A 19,881-nucleotide genomic window follows, 5' to 3' on the forward strand; every position below is an offset into this window, starting at 1 on the left:
CTCAGCTCTTCTCCGTCAGAATGACAGCTCCATCCTCCGTTATCATCACTGTGTTCTCATACTGGGCAACTGGCATTCCTCTGGCCTCGACAAGAACAGGGTAATCGTAAAGCCCTCCTTTTTTTGCAAGCCCTTTCAGCAATTGAGCTGTATCCTTTCCTGCTAGATCCTTTCCCATCTCCTTCTTGACCCACCTCTCGCAGAATGGAAGTCCCATGAACTGCTTCTGTGCCAATCTCATCAAGGTTTTCTCCAAGCTTGAGCTTGTCCTCACATTTCTCTTGAAGGAGAATATGTATGTCCTGTTGTCGTTTAGCACAATTCCCTCCCCCTCTTGTGTCGTGACAAAGGGCTCAACTGCAAATACATCACCAGGTTTCAATTTGTACAGACTTAATGAGGGATAATTGGGCACATCTATGCCTGAATGAAGCTTGTACTTTGTTATCTTGTGCCCTGCTAGGTTTTTTATCGGCTTCATCCCCTCATTTTTTATCCTCTCATATATGGCCCTGCTGACATCCATTATCCTAGCTCCCGGTTTCATCACCCTCACAGCCTCGTAAAAAGCCTCCTTGGCTACATCAGACATCTTCTTGTACGAATCGCTGAAGCATATGGTTCTAGCAGCATCAACTATACACCCATTTAGCACAATACCCACATCGAGCTTGAGGACAGAGCCTCTCTGCACATAGGATCTGTCGGAGGGAAAAGGGGTATAGTGAGCTGCTATCTCGTTCATCGAAAGGTTGACTGGGAAAGCTGGTTTCATGCCCATCTCAGTTATCTCCTTCTCTATATCCTCTGCTATTGATATAAGGCTCATCCCCTCCTTTATTTTTGATTGCCATCTGTCGAGAATAGCTGAAAGGGCTTCTCCAGCCCTGAAGTAATCATCTTCTTCGCTCATCAAATCCTTTCACAACACCTAAATATAAAAGGATTCCCATCTTGCTGGGAGCTAGCTTGATAGCAATGGGAATAGAGTCAACTGCCCACACATTTGGAGTGGGAATAGCTGATGAAAGAGGCAGAATACTGGCCAACGAGATGTCATCTTATTCATCTGAAAAGGGTGGAATGAGGCCCTTTGATGTGGCAGAACACCACGCTAAAAGAGCAGCTGAGACCATAAAGAGGGCTTTGAACAAGGCCTCCATAAGCATGAAGGACCTTGATATCATTGGATTTTCTCAGGGACCTGGGATATGGCAGGCCTTATCAGTGGGGGCTAGCATTGCAAGAGCATTATCAAAGCTTCTGGAAATTCCATTAATCGGTGTTAATCATCCAATAGCCCATGTTGAGATAGGAAGGCTCCTCACGAGAGCTAGAGATCCTGTTGTAGTTTACATATCCGGTGGAAACACGCAGATATTGACCCATGCCTCAGATAGATATGTGGTGATGGGGGAGACCCTTGACATAGGGTTTGGAAATGCCCAAGAGAAGCTTGGAAGGATAGTTGGCCTCGGCTTCCCAGCCGGACCTGAGATGGACAGAATAATTGGAAATTGGGTGGATCTTCCCTACACAGTAAAGGGAATGGATCTAGCATTCAGCGGAATACTGACAGAAGCTGAAAGACTGATAAAATCCGGGCTCAGGAAGGAGGATGTCATCTGGAGCTTTGTTGAGGTTTGCACCTCTATGATAGCAGAGGTCGCTGAGAGAGCTCTTGCTCACACGGGAAAGAATGAGCTACTTCTTGTTGGAGGGGTTGCCGCATCTCCGAGGCTTCAGGAGAAGATGAGGATTATGTGTGAGGAGAGAAATGCAGTGTTAAAGGTACCTCCTGCGGAGTTCTCAAGGGATAACGGTGCTATGATAGCATGGACTGCAATACTCTCATTTAAATATGGAGGTGCTTTGAGCATTGAGGAGAGCAGCATAAAGCCATACTGGAGGATAGATGATGTGCAATGGCCCCTGATGGATCTTCCAGATAGCTGATGGAGGTGAATTGATGAAGATAGTAATAACAGGTTTAACTGGATCCGGAAAGAGCACATTAGGAAGGAGGCTTGCAAAGGAGCTTGGGCTGAGATATATCTCTGGAGGAGATCTTCTAAAGCAGATAATGGCTGGAGAAAGAGCAATGCATGCCGGTTGGTGGGAGACGGAGGAGGGAGAAAGAGCAATGGAGAGGAGAAGGAAGCAGGAGGAATATGACAGGGAGGTCGACAGGAGGCTGCTTGAGATAATGGAAAGGGAGGAAAACGTGCTTGTTGACTCCTGGACTGTTTCATATCTATATAAAAAAGAGGACGCTGTGAAGATATACCTGAAGGCTGATGTAAAGGAGAGGGCCAGAAGAGTTTCAAGAAGGGACGGAATTTCGGTTGAGGAGGCAGTTGAAGCGATAAAGAGGAAAGATGAAACGTCAATAGAGCTTTACAAGAGGCTTTATGGCTTCAGGCTTGATGAGGATCTAACTCCATTTAACCTAGTTCTTGACACGACAAAGCTAGATGAGGAGGATGCCTTCAATCTTGTGCTAATGTATGTGAGGAGGTGGTTCTCTGAGAAGGGATGAGCTAGCTAAAATGATAGATCACACCCTCCTCAAGCCTCAAGCAACTGAGGATGATGTGAAAAAGCTTGTGGATGAGGCAAAGCAGATGGGATTCTACGCTGTCTGCGTTAACCCTTGGTATGTGGGTCTAGCATCAAGATTGCTCAGGGGAAGTGATGTGAGGGTTGTTGGGGTCGTTGGATTTCCTTTAGGTGCAACTTTCGCTGAGGTGAAGGAGAGGGAAGCGGGATATATAGCTGAGATGGGGGCAAGGGAAGCTGATATGGTTATGAACATAGGGGCCTTGAGAAGCGGCAGGTACAGCGATATAGTCAAGGAGATAAGATCCGTCGTCAAGTTCAATTTTGAGCATGTCAAGGTGATAATAGAAGTCCCTCTTCTGACAGAAGAGGAGATAAAAATTGCATGCGATGCGATAGCTGATGGAGGGGCTGATTTCGTCAAGACATCCACGGGCTTCCTTCAGAGGGCAACAACAGCTGATGATGTAGCTCTGCTGAAAAGAATAGCTGGAGATAGGTTGAAAATAAAGGCTGCTGGTGGAATAAGGAGTTATGATCAGGCTTTGGAGATGATAAAAGCTGGAGCAAGCAGGATAGGGACTAGCACAGGGCCTGAGATACTGAGAGGAGCCCCGGACTGAGTTTAAGTAATGCTCAAAATAAAGCTTAAATAATAAATCTGAAAGTGCATAAGATTATAATTGAATCAGATATTAGATATATGAATGAAATAACTGTATTATTTTTAATATCTTCTGCGATTGCAGAGCTGGAAATTTATATTCTCCTCTCACCTATTATCATGAGATGAAGAGCTTGAGAGAGGAAGTCGAGGAGATAAAGGCTAGATATGGAATAGTCGGAAGAGATAGAGAGCTTGCCATGATCCTCTCAGCTATAAGGGCAAATAGGCATGTGCTTTTGGAGGGACCTGTGGGGGTTGGAAAGACCCTCCTAGCAAGATCTGTCTCCGAGTACATGTCAAGGGATTTCATAAGAGTGGATGGGGATGAGAGGCTCGACGAGAACAAGCTTATAGGCCACTGGGATCCTCCCTCTGTTCTAAAGCATGGATATGTGGAGAGCGCATTTGTTGAAGGTCCTCTCACAGCTGCTGCAAGAAAAGGAGGGATACTTTTCATAAATGAGCTGAACAGACTTCCAGATTCAGCTCAAAACGCGCTACTGCCTGCTATGGATGAGGGCATAATAGGGGTACCCCATCTTGGACAGATAAGGGCAAAGGATGGATTTCTAGTCATAGCAACACAGAATCCAGAGGAGAGCATTGGAGTAACAAGGCTTTCAGAGGCCCTGAAGGACAGGTTTGTCTTGGTGAAGCTGGATTATCAAAGCCAAGAGGAAGAGGAGGAGATAGTCAGGCTGAAGAGCGGGGTGAAAAGGGAGGAGATTGTAAAGATAGCTGTCTCCATAGCAAGGGAGACTAGAAGGGATCCCGCCATCAAAAGGGGTGCATCTGTAAGAGCTGCAATAGATATGGCCGTTCTAGCTGAATCGAGCGAGATGGACTGGCATGAGATAGCGATGATGGTCCTTCCAAAGAGGATAGAGCTCAGGGAGGATGCAGTTGGATCGGAGGAGGAGGTAATAAGGAGGATAGTTGATAGAGTTCTGTCCAAGGAGGAGGTTTTCCAGCAGGCGAGGGGGATTCAAGCCCCCCGATGAAGCCTTCAGAGATACATGAAAAAGTTCATCTGGATTCAAGAGTGCCAATAGATTACAGCCTTGTTGAAAGAGCTGCTATCTCATCCATAGGCGATATAGATGGCCTCTTATCCCTAGCTGGGATCAGCAGAGATGTTGTTGCTAGAGTTGTCTCGGATAACCTGAGAAATCCCCTCTTCCTATCAGAAGTGGAAAGAAGGCCTGAGCAGGGAGTTAGACTGTACAGAGCGATAAGATGGAGCATGAATGAGAGGGCCAGGAGGATATTCAGGGCTATTCTAAGCAGGATACTAGTGAAGGAGGGGATAAGGCTTTACTCAGCGATGAGGGGAAAGCATAGGATGAGAAAAGTGGACTATTCCCCTCCCATGGATTTCTCGCTGGAGGACACTTTGGAGAAGCTCGTCGAGAGGTCTAAGAGCTTGGATGAGATATCCTATGAGGACATAGTGGGACTTGAGAGGAGGGATCTGAGAAGATCAGCTGTGATAATAATAGATTCAAGCGGGTCTATGACGGGAAGAAAGATGACTTTAGCATCTGTTCTTGCTGCTTCTGTTGCTTATGCTGTCAGATTTGGGGATTACGCCGTAATAGCATTCAGCGATAGAGCTGAGATCCTGAAAAGCGCGGGAAGAAGGGTTAGGGTAGAGGAGGTTGTTGAGAAAATACTTGACCTGAGCCCGATAGGATACACAAACATGAGGGAAGCTCTTGTAGTTGCTAGAAGGGAGAGGGATTTGATGGGCGACTGCAGGTATGTCTTGATAACAGATGGGAACTACAATGTTGGAGGAGATCCATTGGAGATAGCCAAGAACATGAGAATGCTGAACGTGGTCAGGATAGAGAGGAGAAGAGATGACATAGGGAGGATAAACTGCATGAGGATAGCGGAAGCTGGAAGAGGGAGGGTTTTTGAGCTAGACAACATCAGCAGGATACCGGAGATTCTGTCGAACATATTTATGAATTAGATGTTTATATCTGCACTCGAGGAGATTTCGAAGCGGGGGTAGCCAAGCCAGGTCAAAGGCGCGAGGCTTAGGACCTCGTCCCTGAGGGGTTCGTGGGTTCAAATCCCACCCCCCGCACTAATTTACTAGTAATTTATAAATACGTCTTTGGCGTATTCTTATCTTAATGAGGCATGCCTAAGCTTAATAAGGGTAAGACTGAGACCATTAAGAATAGGGCGATCTACGTTTACCTGTCTCCTTTGGAGATGGTTGAGGATTGGAAACATAGGGCTGAGATAGCTGGCATGTATACTAAAGCTAGGGATTTAAATGAACACTTTAAAGAAAAAGGCGAAACATAAATACAGACTTTAAAGGCATAACAGCCACCAGAAAGAATGCGAGAAGACGGCTACTTCCACGCAGCCAAACTAATCACTCCGTGAAATATGGTTACAGAAATACCAAAGTAATACAACAAAAGCAAGAAAATTGGATTTTAGTTTGCTTAACGAAAGTTAAATATTTTAAAGGGCTATTATTTAATTGGGCATAAAATTGATTTCTGGTAAAGCTGTGAACTTAACTGAAAAGCAAATTCAAAAACTTTTGAAGGAAAATTGGATGTTTTGGAGGAAGGGTTAGAACATTGGTTCAGAAGTACAAATAGGTACCTGGTAGAACAGATACACTGGCAATAGATGGTGAAGGCAGATCCGTGTTTATTGAATACAAAAGACTTGGAGAATTTGATAAAGATGATCTCTCATCCAGCTTATGCCCTCAAGAAACCGCCTAAAACTCTCCTTAACTTGTTCTAGAGGAACATCAGCATGCAGCTGCCTCAAAATCTCCTTTAATGCCTTTTTACATTCTTCTTCCATTACTCCATCCATTTTAGGCGCCAACCTCAAAGATTTTCTTGGCTAATGCCTTTCCAATCTCCACTATGTGCTTCATGTTCTCGTTGGTTGGCGGTCCATTAATTTCTAGCGCGCCGACAACTTCGATTTTGAAGTCGCCGAGAATTTCTTGAATCTGTCGTATTGCACCTCCACCCCAACCATAAGAGCTTAAAATAACAGCGAATTTTGTTGGCGGGCGCAACACTTTGAAAAGATATGTAACGTAAACAGCCAATGGATGAGCCCCTCCTAAAACTGTTGGAGTACCCAAAATAATAGCTCGTGAGTCCACAAGATCTTTGGCTAAATCGCCAACATCAGTTACGGCTAAGTTGTGAAAAGCCAGTTCAACACCTTCTGATGTTAATGTTTCGGCTATCTGCTTAACCATTGCGTCCGTGCTTCCCCACATGCTGACGTAGGCTATTGTGGCTTTCGGTCGTGTTTCGCCAGCCGCCCACTGCTTATAAGCGCTTAGAATGCGCTCTGGCTTTCTGTGGATAGGGCCATGGCTTGGAGCTATCATTCTGATATCTAAGCCAGCAATTTTTTCAAGGGCTTTTTGCGCCATAGCCCTAAAAGGCATCATTATCTCGCCCCAGTACCGCTGAGCATGAACCAGCAAGTCCTCAATCTCGTCGCTGTAGATACCACCAGCCAAATGAGAACCGAAGAAGTCACATGGAAACAGCACCTTATCCTCTTCTAGGTATGTGAACATTGTTTCTGGCCAGTGAAGCATTGGTGCCTCAATAAAGCGTAGGGTTTTGTCGCCTAGGCTTATAGCCTCATTGTCAGTCACAACTTTTATTCGCTGTTGTGGAACGTGATAGTAGATTTGAGCAATTTTCGCTCCTCTGCCTGTAGCCACCAGTTTGGCTTTCTGTGCAATCTCCATTATGTGGGGTATGGCGCCGGCGTGGTCTGGCTCAGCATGATTCATTATAACATAGTCGATTTCTTCAATGCTTGTGAGACTGCGGATTTTATCCTCCAAATCTTTTTCGAAGCCGGGGTTTACTGTGTCTATTAGAGCTTTTCCATTTTTGCCGATTATAAGGTAAGCGTTATATGATGTTCCTTTTGGAAGTGGGATTAGAGCGTCGAAAATTCTGCGATTCCAGTCTCTTACGCCAACCCAGTAAACGTTTTCCGCTATTTTCATAATATTTCTTTCAGTCACAGCGTTCACCTTTATTATAGTTATAGTAAAGTATATTTAAGCCTTTCCCACAAATACTACAAAAAGAGAATAAATAAAATGCTACTACCGTGCAAAGCCTCCTCCCACCAGTAAGAGCGACAAAGATTGTAAAAGAAATTTGGATGGGGCTGAGCACATAATTTTATACAGTAAATTAATGCTGAAATTAACTTCCGCACCCAGTAATCTTTTTAATTCCGGCTTTAAAAATGCTGGATGGAGCTCGTGATATTTGACTTGGATGGGACGCTGATAGACTCAAGATTTGACAGAGTAGGAGCAAGGTTGTCGATAATAGAGCTGTTCAAGGAGAGAGGTGTCGATCCATCATCACTGAGAATAGAGGATCCTCTGCAGAAATACGTTGATCTAGCCATAAGGAAGGGCCTGCTGAGGGAGGTTGAGACCATACTAGAGGACTATGAGATAATTGCTTTCTCTCAATCGGAGCCGAAGGATGGGCTTTATGATGTGCTGGATTTTATCAGCAGAAGGGGATTTAAGATGGGACTTCTAACAAACGCTGGTAGAAAGGCAACAGATTATGCACTAGTAAGATTTGACCTGAAAGGTTATTTTAGTGCAGTGGTCACTAGAGATGATTGTCGTAGAATGAAGCCATATCCGGATGGGATAATTCTTATGATCTCCATGCTGGGATGTGATAGAAGAAAAACGGTGTTTGTGGGAGATACAGCTCAGGATGTCGAAGCTGCAAGATCAGCAGGAGTTATGTCAGTAGCCCTTCTTGATGGAGCTGGAAAGCCGGATGAGATAGAGATCAGCAGGCCTGATTACACAGTTAAATCGATAAAGGAGCTTTTAAATCTACCGATATTCATATAGCGGGCCCGGCGGGCTTCGATCCCGCGACCTCCCGGTTAAGAGCCGGGCGCTCTAACCATACTGAGCTACGGGCCCAACGTAGCTCAACTTTATATCGATCCTCCTCCCCCACTATCTAGGATAGATATGGCGAGGAGGAGGATCAACAGGAGGAAGAGCTCAGGCTATTTAAATATTGACTCGATAGTGGAATCAGTAGCTTCAACAGGGGACAGGAGAATATATGCTGTAAAAAAGGTTCTGAGGATCTTGGAAGAGGTAACGGGAAAGGAATACAAGGAGGCAATAACAGATATCGTAAAGGGCAGAATGGATGCATATGAGACAATAAGGAGCTTTCTTGCCAAGATACAGGAGGAGAACCTTGCGCCAAAGACCCTGAAGTTCTACCTTCACCTCCTCATAAGGATGCTCAGGATGGCAGGTGCTGAGATAAGATCTGATATTCTGAGGTACAGGATTGTCCTTCCACCAACAAGGGCTGTCAGGGCAGATAGGGCCCCAACTGTCGATGAGCTGAGGAAGATACTCAGTGTTATGGGGTTAAGAAATAAGGCGTTGTTTTTAACATTAGCATCTACTGGGATGAGGCTAATTGAATGCCTTCAGCTCAAGGTATCGGATCTCCATATGGAATCAGATCCCCCATATGTGGATGTAAGGACTGCAAAGACTGGCATTATGAGGAGGATATTTCTGACCAAGGAGTGCGTTGATACCCTGAGGGAATATCTAAAAGATAGGGAGAGGAACAATATGAGGAGCGATTGGCTCTGGCCTAGGAAGGGAGATCCCGATAAATTTCTCAGAAAAGCTCATGCCCAGCAGTACTGGTATTCAGCGATAAAGAAGGTTGGAATGGACTACAGGGATAGCAGCGGAGGGCATCAGCTCCACATCCACTCTTTAAGAAAGTTCTACAGGACGCAGCTTGAGAGAGCAGGAGTGTCAAGGACTACGATAAGCCTCTGGATGGGACAGGTCACAGGCCTTGATCTGAGCTACTTTAGACCATCAGAGCCGGAGCTAATAGAAGAATGGAGGAAGGCAGAGCCATTTTTAACAATATATAAAGCTGAGAGCCCTGAGAAGATAAAGAACGAGGCTGTTATAGAGGCGATAAGGAGGTTTGCAGCGATGATGGGAATAGATCCAATGAGAATAAGGGTAGAGAAGGAGAGGGAGCTTGGAAGGAATCTTACTGAGGAGGAAGAGCTCAAAATCATAGAGAATGAGATGAAGAAGATTAGGGAGGGATCTGGAGATCCGAAGAAGATAGTGAGGGAGGAGGATTTAGAGAAATACCTGAGGGAGGGATGGGACATATACACGATACTTCCATCAGGAAAAATAGTGATAAAAAGGGTTGCATGATATTAGTTGAAGAATTTGAAGAATTGTTTTAAATAAGGTTTCTGCGCGCACATCCACATGTTCGCGCACTACTTAGCTTCCTCCTTGATTATCTTTGCTCCAATTTTACGTAAAGTTTTCATTACTTCTGACTCAAAAGTATCTTTGCTTATCCCTTTTTCTGACGATGCCTCAATCTTTATTTTTAATGAAATTTCAGCCCCTTCACAATTTAATGGTCCAAGCACCCCACCAACTAGATCGGAAAGCCTATCCCAAGGAATTTCAGCCTCAATCATTATTCTTTGTAAGGTCTCTCTTACAACTCCCGTAGGAGCTACAATTCCTGTAGGAGGTACAACTTCCCCTGCCTTTGTTGGGTGTCCCCCAATCTCTACTTCTTTTATTTCCCCTTTCATTTTAACTGCTATTTCCTTCCTTAATATAATGGCTTCATCGCTTATTTCTGGAGGTGGGATGCTCTCTTGGTACCAAACTTTATCACCAATTAAAAGACCAAAAGGGTGAATATGGCAAGTTGTAATGAGCACGTAGAGTGTCTTCAAGAGGAAATAGAGGATCGCAGACACTTAGAGGATATCGGCCTTGTATTTATTTCAATAGGAATAGCTAGTTTAGGTCTTTCAACGATTCCTACGTACGCAATTGCTGGAGTTATTTTGGTGGTCGCAGGCATGTTCCTTTTTATTTTTGATGAGCGGAAGAAAAACAGAGCCGAAGCCAAACTATGTGAACTCTTAAAGCGTCTGTCAGAATCCCAAAAAGGGAGTTAAAAGAACTTCTGAAGCGATGCGTGCGCAATCTCCTCTCCTATACCTGAAATACTTTTTTCTTATTTTCTCGTACGCATTTATGGAAAAGCTTGAAAAATGCACGCGTGCACTTTCCCATCATTCACATGCATTAACTTCATTTTCTCATTTTAACGAAAAGTTAATATGGCGTGATTAGAGATATAACTATGATGCTTCATTCAGTCACAGGAGAAATGGAGAAAGCGTGGCTTGATTATGAGCCATTAACCCTCCTTTCTTTCTATGAATCACTTCTAGAACGAATCATTGAAGTTTATACTCCTTACAGGTATATGGTCGAACGTTATTCCAAGATTGTGCAACGTAAAGTTTACCCTATTACAAAAGATTACCTTGAAAGGAACCCTGAAATCGTGGATCAGAATGTTACTCTTTTAAAGAATGCAATGGAATTATGGAGAACAGCAACACGAGCTAGCGACACCGTAGCACCTATGCTCTATCATTATTCATGGCATTGTTTTAATTCATTCTTTATATATACATTCTTCAGGTGGGAGCCGGAGCATTCTACCTCCCATGGCTTACATATCTCTAAGTGGAGTGCAAATATCCAAGATATTGAGATTGCTTTTTTAAAGCAAAAAGTTAACATTACAAGAGGAATTCTGCAAAGATTGATAGATACATGGACACTGCTAGGAGCATCCTTAATTTTCTCCTCTTACTTACCTATATGGAAAAATGAAGAAATCGACTTTATTCCAAACAATTATATCAAGTTTAACTCTCTCTCAGTAAAACAATTATTATCTTTAAGTACTTCAGATTTTGAAGAAGAATTGCATTCAAGGATGAGGGGCAGACTGATTATTTGCCCTTTTCTTATCAATTCAATAAGTTTGCCTAGCGATTCCTTAATAAATTATCTTATTGTTTTCATAGCATCGAGTCTTTCAAGATACCGTCCAGCACTCTGGAATTCAGTGATACTTGGAAAAAATCAGGATCAAAGCATTTTTGCCTTGCGTTTTAGAAGGGCATTAGCGGAGTATGCGTGCGCAACTGGTCTCTTATATCAAGTTAATCGCCTTATAAGGGAGATAATAGATGGAAAATTTACATTTAAAAAATTTTGACTCAGCTGGATAATCAAGGAGGTTTACATCAAGGATGAGGAAGTTATCGTGATAGATCTGTGCATGCATTTCTTGACTTCAAGAAGCTGATTCTATCGTGTGCATGCGTGCATTGAGCCCCTTCCTCAGCACATGGGATGTGGATAACATGCGCGCGCATGCGCACGCTTCCATCAGGGAAGATAGTGATAAGAAGGGCTCCATGGTCTGTTGATGTGTGCACAGTATCAATAAGTTATTTCAAATGACCATCCCTGTGGTGCGTGCGCATTTCATTAAAATAATTTAAGGGAGGAATATGAAATCCCACGCACGCAGATTCTTTAACTAAGATATTTGCTTCTTCCTCCTTTTTTCTCCATCTTGTTCATCGATGCATACGATAGCTTGTTCATCTGGGCCGAAAGGTTGTCAATTCGGTTTATCAAAGCCACGATCAGGTTGGAAAGCTGTACAAATATAGGAGTTAGTGCATTCTGGTTCCTTAGATCAAGATAAACAGCCTGATAAAGATGGAGCATCGAGGCACCACCCTCCAGTATCGTCTGTATGAAGGATGTGGCCTGCTCATATGGAACCTCTATCCTCTGCATTCGCAGCTCCGCCCTTGTTTCACCGGGCTTATGCGCATAGACTCTTACCATGATATCGGAGGTCCAAGCTTGGTAGCTGAAGTCCCCTGATATCATCCTTTTTTCGAAATCGTATGTTATTTCATATTGCTTAACTATTATGTCCTCCTCCGAAAAGCCCAGGATAGATTTAAGCGTGAAAATTGCTGTTAGGAGCTTTTCAAATTGAATGTAGTCAAGAGGGTTGTCTGTTGACCGAAGGACTATGCTAGCAGCCCTGTTTTTGTGAACCTTAACCTCAAGAGACGAGTTCTCATCAAGCGGTATTGAAAGTGATCTCTGGGCAGATCTGCACTTTTTCACATGAAAGAAGGCATATGACAGACCTATATGCAGCTTAACCATCTTCTTTTTGCCTGATTTCTCCCCTTTTATGGAAGTCAATAGATCCTCTGGAAAACAAGTGCTTTCCTGCCTCCCGCCCGCAGGCCCCCCTACCCTCCCTCCAGACCCCAACATCTCAAGAACTAGGGGGCTGAGGATGTATTCACCTCTTGATACTCTTATGACAATTTTATCCTTAGAAAGTCTCCTTAGCCTACTCCTCGCAGTATCATATTTCAATTTCGGCTCATTCCTCCTGAGAACGCTTGACACGTTCTTTATGGACCATATCTCCCCATTTGACATTACCTCTATGACGCACCTGTACGCAGGCTTGCTGTATCTGGACTTAAACCTGCTATAGATGAGGTCTGGTTGGGGACTGGTTGAGGTCTGGGGCATCATCTACCCTCTTGAGATGTGAGGAGCCTAACGATCGTTTCGATTGTTTCCTCCTTTCTCCTGTATGCAATATCACTGAGGAGCTTTATCATCGCATTCGCAAAGGAAATGTAGGGCTCCAAGGCTCTGCTCACAAGGAAGTCAATGAACTCATGGATGAGCGTATTAACGGCCTTTTCCTCCTCCGATTCATATATGTAGATTGTCTTTCCCTTAACTTCCCCTGAGAGCTTGCTGTCAGCATCTGGAGCCCAGATTACTTCTAGGTCATCTGTTATACCTGCCTTTCTCTTGATCATCATAAGCTCATTCTTCAGCCTTTCCTCCATGCTCATTTAGGCTCCACTCTCCCATAGTACATGTCTCCTCTCGGCGTCCTTATGCATCCAATCTTTTCCTCAAGCTCCAGCTCAAGAAGCAGGATCTTCGCAGTGGTCCAGGCGATGTTAAGCTGCCTTGCAATCTCCGCCACTCCTATTGCATTCTCTGGGGATACCCCCTTCAGGATCTCCAGGGCTCTCGGCTTCAGCTCATCTACAACTCTCCTAAGCGGCATCATCACCACAAGCTTTAATACGGACCTGTCCACCATTTAGTGATATTGGACATGTCAGAAAAGAAATCGGGCTCGGAAATCGTTAAGCGCCATAAGGAAGTTTATAGGAGGATAGTAAGGGTATATGAGAAGCTAAAAGAGGGACCAGCTTCGGTAAAAGAGCTTGCTGATAAGCTGAAAAATGATAGTGCTTTTGCCGGAATCGCGCACGCAACTATAGATAAGGAGATCAGGTTTGCTTTGAGCGTTTTAAAGGGGATTGAGGTGGTAGAGGAGAGGAAAGATGGCAAATACAGGGTAGTAAGACGCAAAATTATATTGAAGGATGATGCTCTAAGAAATGTCCTCCTTCAGCACTCAAAATACCTTTTAAGTGATTTTTTGGCAATTTTAGGGAGATCCTACTTTAAACTTCCTGATCCAAGCGAAATTTTCTCAAATGAGAAATACAAGTATCTGTTGGAGCATCTCAAAACAGGATATCCAGAGATATATTCAAACATGGAGGAGATGATAAGGATCAAGGAGGAGATACAGGATCTCCAAAAGGAGATCTGTGAGAAGATAAGAGACTATCTCTTGGAATATAATATCCCCATAGAGGTTGAAAAAGAGGTTGAGAGTGGAAGAGTGTATTCTGCTATTTCTAGTATGTTCGGAGGTTCAGGGGAGGTCGTGCGCTCAGAAGAGGTCGTGGATGATAGAATCCGGGATGTCGTAAAATTATGCCTAATTGATAACATACCCCCGTGCAACATAGACTGTTTGCCAGACACTCTCGATATGCAAAAGACAGAGGGCATGGTCCAGCTGCTTATAGAGGACAGAGGTGGGGAGGTGATCTTTGCATGGCTTAAACCTGATTTGATAGAGGCCATCAATAAGGCTCTCTCTTTGGATTCCATCCGCATTACCTACGAGAAGCTGAAGGAGAATGAAAGAAATTATGAGGAGAGAAGAAAGAGGTATGAGGAGGACATGAAAAAGATTGTTACGGATTTTCAAAATGGATTTCCCCTTCTTGGCCGGTGTGATATTTGCCGTGACTATCTGGAAGATCTAAGTGAAAAGGGGAGGAAAAACCAAGAGGAGCTTGAGAGATACCTGGGGAACATGCTTACCGCTCTCCTCAGGAAGGGTAGCTGATAAGAAAGGATTTATTCTATCGGTATCTCCCAGCTGGATCGAATGGGCATTGTATTTCCTCATAAAGAAGGACAGGCCATCCTGATCAACTTTCAAGAAGCCCTCACTAAATACTTCCTGCTTATGCTCCCTTGGCATAGGCACAATATATTCTTGTGAAATAAGAACGAATGGACAGATTTAAATAGGACTGGGATGAATAAGGTTTTCAGGAACTCAAAGGCTTTTGAGTGAACATGAGGAATTGCTCAATGTTTATGTGTCTATATAGTATTGTGCTAAAATAGATACCAGTTCGATATCCCTTCATGAAAACTCTTTGAATGCAAGGAAAAATATTAATAAGGGATGTTTCAATTCTTATGGCATACTGGCTGTATTCGGAAAGACAAAGGAGGAGGGAGCTCGCTGATAGGGGGAGGGGCACAGAGGACCATATGGGAGGGATTCTGGGTGATATATTCGAAGAGAGCGAGAAGGAGAGGCAAAAAAGGAGGATAGAGGAGCTTGAAAAGGAGATCGAGGAGCTAAAAACGGAGCTTGAGGAGGTAAAAGAGGAGCAAAAAAAGAGGGAAGAGGAGCTTGAGAAGAGGATAAAGGAGCTTGAGGAGGAGCTGAAAAGGAGAGATCCGTTTTATGATGCGGAAAGGAGGCTTATTGAGATCATGAGAATGGGATCTGGAAAATACTTTCCAATTAGAATTCCACACGAGATTGACAAGAAATTAGAGGAGATGGCGAGGGAAAAGGGCTATAAAAAGAGCGAGATCGCTAAGCTCATCTTGGATATGGGGATTCGCATTCATGATAACAAGGATGCTACAGCTATATCACATTTATAACATATATATAAAGCTTTTGCTCTTAACAATGTATCTTTTCCTATATATCTAATACAGGATCATGAAGAAAATGATTCAATACATTGAAAAAAGAGGGTTTCAACGGAGGCCAAGAGTTTAAAAGACAACATTAATGTTGCCTGTTGAACTCTCAGATTTCATCAGGGTGGATTGAATGAAGGCCGTTTATATGTGGGTAATTTTGGAATATATGAGGCAAAGGAATGCCTTTGGTCGAGATGAATATGAATTCGTAACGAGAAGGGAGCTCATAGAAGCGCTCAAAATAAAGCCAAACATCCTAAGCATGACATTATATAGGATGAAGAACAACAATTGGGTCGTGGGTTATCCAAAAAAGCATTATAGCCGCTATTACTGTCTCGGATCAAGAGCTTTGAGCTTTCTCCGTAAACATCCAGACTTTCTAAATCATAAATATTTTGCAGGTTTCCAAGAATAGTACAACCTACGCAATTGCTCAGCTTTTCCATTTTTAGGAAACTTTCGAGCCTCAGCTTCTCATTTAACTTATAACAACTAAGTTAAATCTGATGACTGCTGAGGTTTATCTTACTCTTTTCCAGGAGGGAGAAAGTTAAATCTGTGTGCTGCTCCCTGCCTAGGTGCGTGCGCATGAAGAATATTAAGAACTGTTGCACGCGCATGTACAAATATAGAAGCGCATATCTGTACATCTAATTCTGATCGAAGTACCTTGGGTGCACGCACATAAGCTTTTTAGGCGTCCCGATAATATAGAGTGGGTGATAGCTTCTGCCCGAATGTAGTATGTGCGCGGTGGTAATATGTTGAGCGATGATCAAATTAGGTCTTTACTTTCAAAATTTAAGGAATCAGATTCTTATAAAAAGTGGCATGAGCATCGAATAGAGCGCTACAAATCTAATTCTGAATGGATTAATCCTGACTCTATTAAGAAACTAACGGATGATGAACTGCGTCAGAGATTTCTGGAATATTATAAAGGAGGTGAGGGAAGACAAACATTTAACCAAATTTATAGAGACAGAATCGTTAGAGACATATCCTTGTTCAGAAAAATGCTGTTACATCTTCTGAATGAGGAGATTCCTATCGAGCAGCGTTTTCGGGATGTTGTTGATGCGCGTGGAGATCATCACATAGATGGCGTTGGAAAAGGACTTGCTTCGGCTTTTTTGATGGATTTTAACATGGATAAGTACTGTCTCTGGAACAACAGAACTGAGAATGGTTTAAATGTCCTTGGATGGAAGGTTTATGACTGGGGTGATGATGCAGGAACAAAATACGTTAAAGTTCTCTCTGCTCTTAAAAAGCTAAGAGATGATATTGCTCCAGAGCTTAAGCTAACTTTTGATGATGTGGATTTCTTTCTTCACTTTATTTCCGCCGAAGAGGAAGGAATAAGACTTGTCCAAGATTTAACTGAGGAGAAGGAAATAATAATTCCTTCTCCCAGAGAGGAATGGATACAAGAAATAATTGAAGAGAATTTTGACGAAATTATCGGTAACAAATTGGGATTAGAGCTCTATGAGGAAGATCCCGAAAGCAGCGGAAGCCAATACCAGACATCAGTAGGGAGAATAGACTTCTTAACGAAAGATAAGAAAACAGGGGATTTCGTGGTAATAGAACTAAAATGTGGAAAGGCAACTGACAGCGCTCTGGCTCAAGTCCTCAGGTACATGGGCTGGGTGAAAGAAAATCTAGCAGAGGAGAAAAATGTGAGGGGTTTGATTCTGGCAGAAGGCATAGATGATAGATTGAAGTATGCTATAAAATTCGTGTCGAACGTGGAAGTTCTGACATATAAGGTTTTGCTGCAAATAGCACGCACAGAAGCAGAGAAGACAGGAGAAAGAAGTTGAGGAGGTGTTGCATGTGCGCGCACAACCGCTATCACTAGTTTAGCGTGTGTAATTTGGAAGAATGCTTAAGAATCTTTAAATCTTCGAGTCCTAACAATTCTCATATGGAAAGTACTGTAATTCCTCCGCTCTCTGATTCTGAAAAAAGGAAAATTAAAGAAATAGTCAAGTCTTATTACGGGATCGATGCTGATGACCGCTATATCGAGTGGATAGATAAAGGGCTGAGAAACCACTACTCTGTACTTCATCATCAAAACATAATAAGGCATCTTGTGACGGTGAACATCGACAAAATTTTGTTGAAACATAGAGATGAAATTGGAAGCCTTGAATTCGAAGAAATGGTGCTTGATAAGCTGATTTTTCATTATCTGACATTTGCCAGCATGTCTTACAGGGCGGGAATTCCTATTGGTTCAATATTTCTCTGCAGAACTGCTGTAGAAACAGGGTTAAGGGAGCGTATAGCAGAAGAAATGGCCAAGAAAGAAGTTAAAAGCGAGAAGGAGCTTCCCCAAAAGATATGGGAGGAAATGAAGAAGCTTGAGGGGAAGAAGTTAATCGAATTAATAAAGATGGCGGAGGAGCACAAAATCATTGAAGGAGGGGAGATCGAAGAAATTTTTAGGTCTCAAGGGTTGGAGAAAAGAGTGCTTGATAAATTTATTCATGGAAACATCGATTGGATAGTTAGATTTGTCGAAAGCAAGGACAGGGAATGCACAAAGGTCATAGGAGCTAAGGATATCTTGCAGGAAAAGAAGATAATAGCTGAGTTCCCTATCGATCAAATCGCAGTTTCTGCACTCAAGGCAACAACTCTGATAGCGGAGAAACTTTACTTCAGTAGGAAGGAAGAATGAAAAGAAGAATTAAACTTCATAAGGGTGCATAGCACTTGATAAAGCTTCAGATGAATCAAGAAAAATATTATTAAGACTCTTGGAGACACCTTCTTATGAGCTTGAAGAAGATTTTTGCTGGGATAAGTGTAATTGCTGTTATTTTCTTGGCTGTGCTAATCCTACGCATGGCAGTTAAGCCTTCTCTCACAGTTAAATCAGTGGAGTTGACGGATGTGACGCCCTTGGGGGAGGCGCACTATCCGGGCATAAAAATCCTCTTCAAGACTGACAAATATCCAGTTAAATTCTACCTCCTAACGCCTGAGGGGGAGGTGATGGACTCATATAAGGCGGAGCTTCCGGAGGAGGTCGCATATTTGACTATTGGCAATCCCTACGAGAACGTAATCGGATCGAGGGAGTACGTGATAAAGGCGTTCATAGGTAATGAGGAGGTGCTCAAGAGGGAGATCGAGGTTAAGGGGTTGAGCGGGAGCATCAGGATACTAGGTGTGAAAGTATCCATCACAGAAGGAAGGATAACAGAGCCCGAGATAGAGAAGATCCTAATCGAGGTGGAGAACACGGGAGATGTCCCGCTGTACATTGTCTCTCCCTCCTTGCTCTCTTCCTCCTCCCCGCTCAGTATAGATGGACACCCCTGCCTCTTTAAATCACCCAAGGAGGTCATAATGCCGGGAAGCAGGGAGAAAATCGAGCTGCCAATACCGCCGGAAGATCTCGAAAAAAGCCACACATTCACCATCTCAGTCCCGGGTGTGGGGAATGCCTCCTACACAACGGAGCCCCTGAGGCCGGAGGTGAGGATAGACAGGGTGGAGCTGAGGTATGAGACCTTTGTTGGAGGTTGGGTTCTGGACAACATCACGATGACCATCAGAAACACGGAGGCATATCCGATATCTCTCTACCGTTTCAAGGTGTACGCTGACGATCGGTATCTCGAGCTCTGCTATATCTCTCCTTATGAGCATTCATCTGAGAACGTGAATCCGGGGGAAGAGAAGACCGTGACGATAGAATGTGGCTCCCTTTCTGAAAGTATGGAAAATAAGCCCTCCATAGTCAGGGTGAAGTTGTACGGAACCGAGGCTGTATACAGGGTTCCATAAGAGTTGAGCGTATGTGCTGCGTGTTTTACTAGTCCTCACCATAAAACACTACTTAGCATGATATAAGGTTCAGACATTTCAAATGTGGATAATGGAGATTCCTCTTCGAGGATCATGCGATATGTGCGCGCGGTATCCCAGATACAGGTGCTGAACGCACGGTTTACTGCCGCCACTGGCGATGATTATGACCTGACGCTGGATATTAAGAACCTTGGGCCCGGAACTATACCGGCAGGAACATGGCATGTGTTTGTTAACAATACGAATTGGGGAACATACGATATGAGTAGTTCGCTCGCTTCAGGCGGTGTGGTGTCCTTCACCGTCCATACAACAGGGACAATCGACACATCTAGGCGGCACAACATAGTGGTGTACGGGCCGGGGAACACTCAAGCATAATACCTCTACTATTCGCCTCCGAGCTGACCTTCGCGCGCTACATGCGCTCTAGGTGCACATGTATTAAGCTTTTTAAGTGTCCGCGCACAATACAAGTGGCGGGAATATGACCCTGATTATCGCCTTAAAATGGCTCGATGAGAATAGCAAGGAAGGTGTAATCATCTCCTCGGATTCCAGGGCAACAGTTTGGCCCGTTAGCTACGAAACTAGGAAGATTTATCCGATATTTTTGAAGGTAGACGAGGAGTACATTCCTCTAGCTATTGCAGCTGGGGCTGGAGATGCGTCACTTGTTAAACAAAGC

The 19,881-nt window shown here is 43.6% G+C and carries 24 protein-coding genes and 2 tRNA genes; 18 read left to right on the forward strand and 8 right to left on the reverse strand.

Annotated features, from left to right (window positions below; all coding sequences use genetic code 11):
- Nucleotide 1: 1 nt before the first annotated feature.
- Complete coding sequence (gene map / locus D6D85_RS04645) at nucleotides 2-913, reverse strand: type II methionyl aminopeptidase (RefSeq protein ID WP_125670903.1); 912 nt, start codon at nucleotides 911-913, stop codon at nucleotides 2-4.
- A gap of 56 nt (nucleotides 914-969) precedes the next feature.
- On the opposite strand from map, the gene kae1 reads away from it, so the two are divergent.
- The 7 genes from kae1 (at nucleotide 970) to D6D85_RS16115 (ending at nucleotide 5,548) form a co-directional block, all read left to right on the forward strand.
- Nucleotides 970-1,956, forward strand: coding sequence for a KEOPS complex N(6)-L-threonylcarbamoyladenine synthase Kae1 (gene kae1, locus D6D85_RS04650; protein ID WP_125670929.1), 987 nt, complete (start codon nucleotides 970-972; stop codon nucleotides 1,954-1,956).
- Nucleotides 1,957-1,969: 13 nt separating this feature from the next.
- Nucleotides 1,970-2,539 (forward strand): (d)CMP kinase, encoded by a 570-nt coding sequence (cmk, locus tag D6D85_RS04655; RefSeq protein ID WP_125670904.1) that lies wholly within the window; start codon nucleotides 1,970-1,972, stop codon nucleotides 2,537-2,539.
- Between the two features lie 10 nt (nucleotides 2,540-2,549).
- Nucleotides 2,550-3,182: a deoxyribose-phosphate aldolase gene (deoC, locus tag D6D85_RS04660; RefSeq protein ID WP_125670905.1), complete on the forward strand. Its 633-nt coding sequence runs from the start codon at nucleotides 2,550-2,552 to the stop codon at nucleotides 3,180-3,182.
- 166 nt (nucleotides 3,183-3,348) lie between these two features.
- Entirely contained in the window at nucleotides 3,349-4,227 is an 879-nt protein-coding gene (locus tag D6D85_RS04665) for an AAA family ATPase (protein WP_125670906.1), read from the forward strand.
- Entirely contained in the window at nucleotides 4,224-5,204 is a 981-nt protein-coding gene (locus tag D6D85_RS04670; protein ID WP_125670907.1) for a vWA domain-containing protein, read from the forward strand. The genes D6D85_RS04665 and D6D85_RS04670 overlap by 4 nt, the downstream gene beginning before the upstream one ends.
- Before the next feature lie 32 nt (nucleotides 5,205-5,236).
- A tRNA-Leu gene (locus tag D6D85_RS04675) sits at nucleotides 5,237-5,321 on the forward strand.
- A gap of 56 nt (nucleotides 5,322-5,377) precedes the next feature.
- Nucleotides 5,378-5,548, forward strand: coding sequence for a hypothetical protein (locus tag D6D85_RS16115; RefSeq protein ID WP_161969688.1), 171 nt, complete (start codon nucleotides 5,378-5,380; stop codon nucleotides 5,546-5,548).
- Between the two features lie 360 nt (nucleotides 5,549-5,908).
- On the opposite strand, the gene D6D85_RS16120 is transcribed toward D6D85_RS16115, so the two are convergent.
- Nucleotides 5,909-6,082 carry a hypothetical protein gene (locus D6D85_RS16120; RefSeq protein WP_161969689.1) on the reverse strand — a complete coding sequence of 58 codons (174 nt, stop codon included), beginning with the start codon at nucleotides 6,080-6,082 and terminating at the stop codon, nucleotides 5,909-5,911.
- Nucleotide 6,083: 1 nt separating this feature from the next.
- Nucleotides 6,084-7,256 carry an FprA family A-type flavoprotein gene (locus D6D85_RS04680; protein ID WP_125670930.1) on the reverse strand — a complete coding sequence of 391 codons (1,173 nt, stop codon included), beginning with the start codon at nucleotides 7,254-7,256 and terminating at the stop codon, nucleotides 6,084-6,086.
- 255 nt (nucleotides 7,257-7,511) lie between these two features.
- Here D6D85_RS04680 and D6D85_RS04685 point away from each other — a divergent pair, with 255 nt between their 5' ends.
- Nucleotides 7,512-8,141: an HAD family hydrolase gene (locus tag D6D85_RS04685; protein WP_125670908.1), complete on the forward strand. Its 630-nt coding sequence runs from the start codon at nucleotides 7,512-7,514 to the stop codon at nucleotides 8,139-8,141.
- Here D6D85_RS04685 and D6D85_RS04690 read toward each other — a convergent pair.
- A tRNA-Lys gene (locus D6D85_RS04690) sits at nucleotides 8,142-8,216 on the reverse strand.
- Nucleotides 8,217-8,267: 51 nt separating this feature from the next.
- Here D6D85_RS04690 and D6D85_RS04695 point away from each other — a divergent pair.
- Nucleotides 8,268-9,515 (forward strand): tyrosine-type recombinase/integrase, encoded by a 1,248-nt coding sequence (locus D6D85_RS04695; protein WP_125670909.1) that lies wholly within the window; start codon nucleotides 8,268-8,270, stop codon nucleotides 9,513-9,515.
- Nucleotides 9,516-9,583: 68 nt separating this feature from the next.
- Here the strand turns inward: D6D85_RS04695 and D6D85_RS04700 are convergent, their stop codons facing one another.
- Nucleotides 9,584-10,060: a hypothetical protein gene (locus tag D6D85_RS04700; RefSeq protein WP_125670910.1), complete on the reverse strand. Its 477-nt coding sequence runs from the start codon at nucleotides 10,058-10,060 to the stop codon at nucleotides 9,584-9,586.
- A gap of 419 nt (nucleotides 10,061-10,479) precedes the next feature.
- On the opposite strand from D6D85_RS04700, the gene D6D85_RS04705 reads away from it, so the two are divergent.
- Nucleotides 10,480-11,409, forward strand: coding sequence for a YaaC family protein (locus tag D6D85_RS04705; protein WP_125670911.1), 930 nt, complete (start codon nucleotides 10,480-10,482; stop codon nucleotides 11,407-11,409).
- 323 nt (nucleotides 11,410-11,732) lie between these two features.
- On the opposite strand, the gene D6D85_RS04710 is transcribed toward D6D85_RS04705, so the two are convergent.
- From D6D85_RS04710 to D6D85_RS04720, 3 genes are read right to left on the reverse strand one after another with little or no spacing between them, the layout of a single operon-like run.
- Nucleotides 11,733-12,767, reverse strand: coding sequence for a hypothetical protein (locus D6D85_RS04710; RefSeq protein ID WP_125670912.1), 1,035 nt, complete (start codon nucleotides 12,765-12,767; stop codon nucleotides 11,733-11,735).
- Nucleotides 12,767-13,102 carry a hypothetical protein gene (locus tag D6D85_RS04715; RefSeq protein WP_125670913.1) on the reverse strand — a complete coding sequence of 112 codons (336 nt, stop codon included), beginning with the start codon at nucleotides 13,100-13,102 and terminating at the stop codon, nucleotides 12,767-12,769. The genes D6D85_RS04710 and D6D85_RS04715 overlap by 1 nt, the downstream gene beginning before the upstream one ends.
- Nucleotides 13,099-13,359, reverse strand: coding sequence for a hypothetical protein (locus D6D85_RS04720; protein ID WP_125670914.1), 261 nt, complete (start codon nucleotides 13,357-13,359; stop codon nucleotides 13,099-13,101). The genes D6D85_RS04715 and D6D85_RS04720 overlap by 4 nt, the downstream gene beginning before the upstream one ends.
- Before the next feature lie 15 nt (nucleotides 13,360-13,374).
- Between D6D85_RS04720 and D6D85_RS04725 the strand changes: the two genes are divergently transcribed.
- From D6D85_RS04725 to D6D85_RS04760, 8 genes are all read left to right on the forward strand, one after another.
- Nucleotides 13,375-14,469: an ArsR/SmtB family transcription factor gene (locus D6D85_RS04725; RefSeq protein WP_125670915.1), complete on the forward strand. Its 1,095-nt coding sequence runs from the start codon at nucleotides 13,375-13,377 to the stop codon at nucleotides 14,467-14,469.
- Between the two features lie 362 nt (nucleotides 14,470-14,831).
- Nucleotides 14,832-15,311, forward strand: a complete 480-nt coding sequence (locus D6D85_RS04730) for a hypothetical protein (protein ID WP_125670916.1) — start codon at nucleotides 14,832-14,834, stop codon at nucleotides 15,309-15,311.
- A 175-nt stretch (nucleotides 15,312-15,486) separates the two neighbouring features.
- Complete coding sequence (locus tag D6D85_RS04735; RefSeq protein ID WP_125670917.1) at nucleotides 15,487-15,774, forward strand: hypothetical protein; 288 nt, start codon at nucleotides 15,487-15,489, stop codon at nucleotides 15,772-15,774.
- Between the two features lie 349 nt (nucleotides 15,775-16,123).
- Complete coding sequence (locus D6D85_RS04740) at nucleotides 16,124-17,188, forward strand: endonuclease NucS domain-containing protein (RefSeq protein WP_161969690.1); 1,065 nt, start codon at nucleotides 16,124-16,126, stop codon at nucleotides 17,186-17,188.
- A 53-nt stretch (nucleotides 17,189-17,241) separates the two neighbouring features.
- Nucleotides 17,242-18,054: a hypothetical protein gene (locus D6D85_RS04745; protein WP_125670919.1), complete on the forward strand. Its 813-nt coding sequence runs from the start codon at nucleotides 17,242-17,244 to the stop codon at nucleotides 18,052-18,054.
- Nucleotides 18,055-18,149: 95 nt separating this feature from the next.
- Nucleotides 18,150-19,169, forward strand: coding sequence for a hypothetical protein (locus D6D85_RS04750; protein ID WP_125670920.1), 1,020 nt, complete (start codon nucleotides 18,150-18,152; stop codon nucleotides 19,167-19,169).
- A gap of 114 nt (nucleotides 19,170-19,283) precedes the next feature.
- Nucleotides 19,284-19,574: a CARDB domain-containing protein gene (locus tag D6D85_RS17210; protein WP_125670921.1), complete on the forward strand. Its 291-nt coding sequence runs from the start codon at nucleotides 19,284-19,286 to the stop codon at nucleotides 19,572-19,574.
- Between the two features lie 106 nt (nucleotides 19,575-19,680).
- A partial coding sequence (locus tag D6D85_RS04760; protein ID WP_133308291.1) for a hypothetical protein occupies nucleotides 19,681-19,881 on the forward strand: 201 nt, incomplete at its 3' end.

This window comes from Candidatus Methanodesulfokora washburnensis, assembly GCF_003947435.1.
GTDB lineage: Archaea > Korarchaeota > Korarchaeia > Korarchaeales > Korarchaeaceae > Methanodesulfokora > Methanodesulfokora washburnensis.

What these genes read in the sequence shown, in the direction of transcription:
- map (WP_125670903.1), bottom strand. Translation starts at nt 913, where the DNA reads ATGAGCGAAGAAGATGATTACTTCAGGGCTGGAGAAGCCCTTTCAGCT.
- cmk (WP_125670904.1), top strand. Translation starts at nt 1,970, where the DNA reads ATGAAGATAGTAATAACAGGTTTAACTGGATCCGGAAAGAGCACATTA.
- deoC (WP_125670905.1), top strand. Translation starts at nt 2,550, where the DNA reads ATGATAGATCACACCCTCCTCAAGCCTCAAGCAACTGAGGATGATGTG.
- D6D85_RS04665 (WP_125670906.1), top strand. Translation starts at nt 3,349, where the DNA reads ATGAAGAGCTTGAGAGAGGAAGTCGAGGAGATAAAGGCTAGATATGGA.
- D6D85_RS04670 (WP_125670907.1), top strand. Translation starts at nt 4,224, where the DNA reads ATGAAGCCTTCAGAGATACATGAAAAAGTTCATCTGGATTCAAGAGTG.
- D6D85_RS16115 (WP_161969688.1), top strand. Translation starts at nt 5,378, where the DNA reads ATGCCTAAGCTTAATAAGGGTAAGACTGAGACCATTAAGAATAGGGCG.
- D6D85_RS16120 (WP_161969689.1), bottom strand. Translation starts at nt 6,082, where the DNA reads ATGGATGGAGTAATGGAAGAAGAATGTAAAAAGGCATTAAAGGAGATT.
- D6D85_RS04680 (WP_125670930.1), bottom strand. Translation starts at nt 7,256, where the DNA reads ATGAAAATAGCGGAAAACGTTTACTGGGTTGGCGTAAGAGACTGGAAT.
- D6D85_RS04685 (WP_125670908.1), top strand. Translation starts at nt 7,512, where the DNA reads ATGGAGCTCGTGATATTTGACTTGGATGGGACGCTGATAGACTCAAGA.
- D6D85_RS04695 (WP_125670909.1), top strand. Translation starts at nt 8,268, where the DNA reads ATGGCGAGGAGGAGGATCAACAGGAGGAAGAGCTCAGGCTATTTAAAT.
- D6D85_RS04705 (WP_125670911.1), top strand. Translation starts at nt 10,480, where the DNA reads ATGCTTCATTCAGTCACAGGAGAAATGGAGAAAGCGTGGCTTGATTAT.
- D6D85_RS04710 (WP_125670912.1), bottom strand. Translation starts at nt 12,767, where the DNA reads ATGCCCCAGACCTCAACCAGTCCCCAACCAGACCTCATCTATAGCAGG.
- D6D85_RS04715 (WP_125670913.1), bottom strand. Translation starts at nt 13,102, where the DNA reads ATGAGCATGGAGGAAAGGCTGAAGAATGAGCTTATGATGATCAAGAGA.
- D6D85_RS04720 (WP_125670914.1), bottom strand. Translation starts at nt 13,359, where the DNA reads ATGGTGGACAGGTCCGTATTAAAGCTTGTGGTGATGATGCCGCTTAGG.
- D6D85_RS04725 (WP_125670915.1), top strand. Translation starts at nt 13,375, where the DNA reads ATGTCAGAAAAGAAATCGGGCTCGGAAATCGTTAAGCGCCATAAGGAA.
- D6D85_RS04730 (WP_125670916.1), top strand. Translation starts at nt 14,832, where the DNA reads ATGGCATACTGGCTGTATTCGGAAAGACAAAGGAGGAGGGAGCTCGCT.
- D6D85_RS04735 (WP_125670917.1), top strand. Translation starts at nt 15,487, where the DNA reads ATGAAGGCCGTTTATATGTGGGTAATTTTGGAATATATGAGGCAAAGG.
- D6D85_RS04750 (WP_125670920.1), top strand. Translation starts at nt 18,150, where the DNA reads ATGAGCTTGAAGAAGATTTTTGCTGGGATAAGTGTAATTGCTGTTATT.
- D6D85_RS17210 (WP_125670921.1), top strand. Translation starts at nt 19,284, where the DNA reads ATGCGATATGTGCGCGCGGTATCCCAGATACAGGTGCTGAACGCACGG.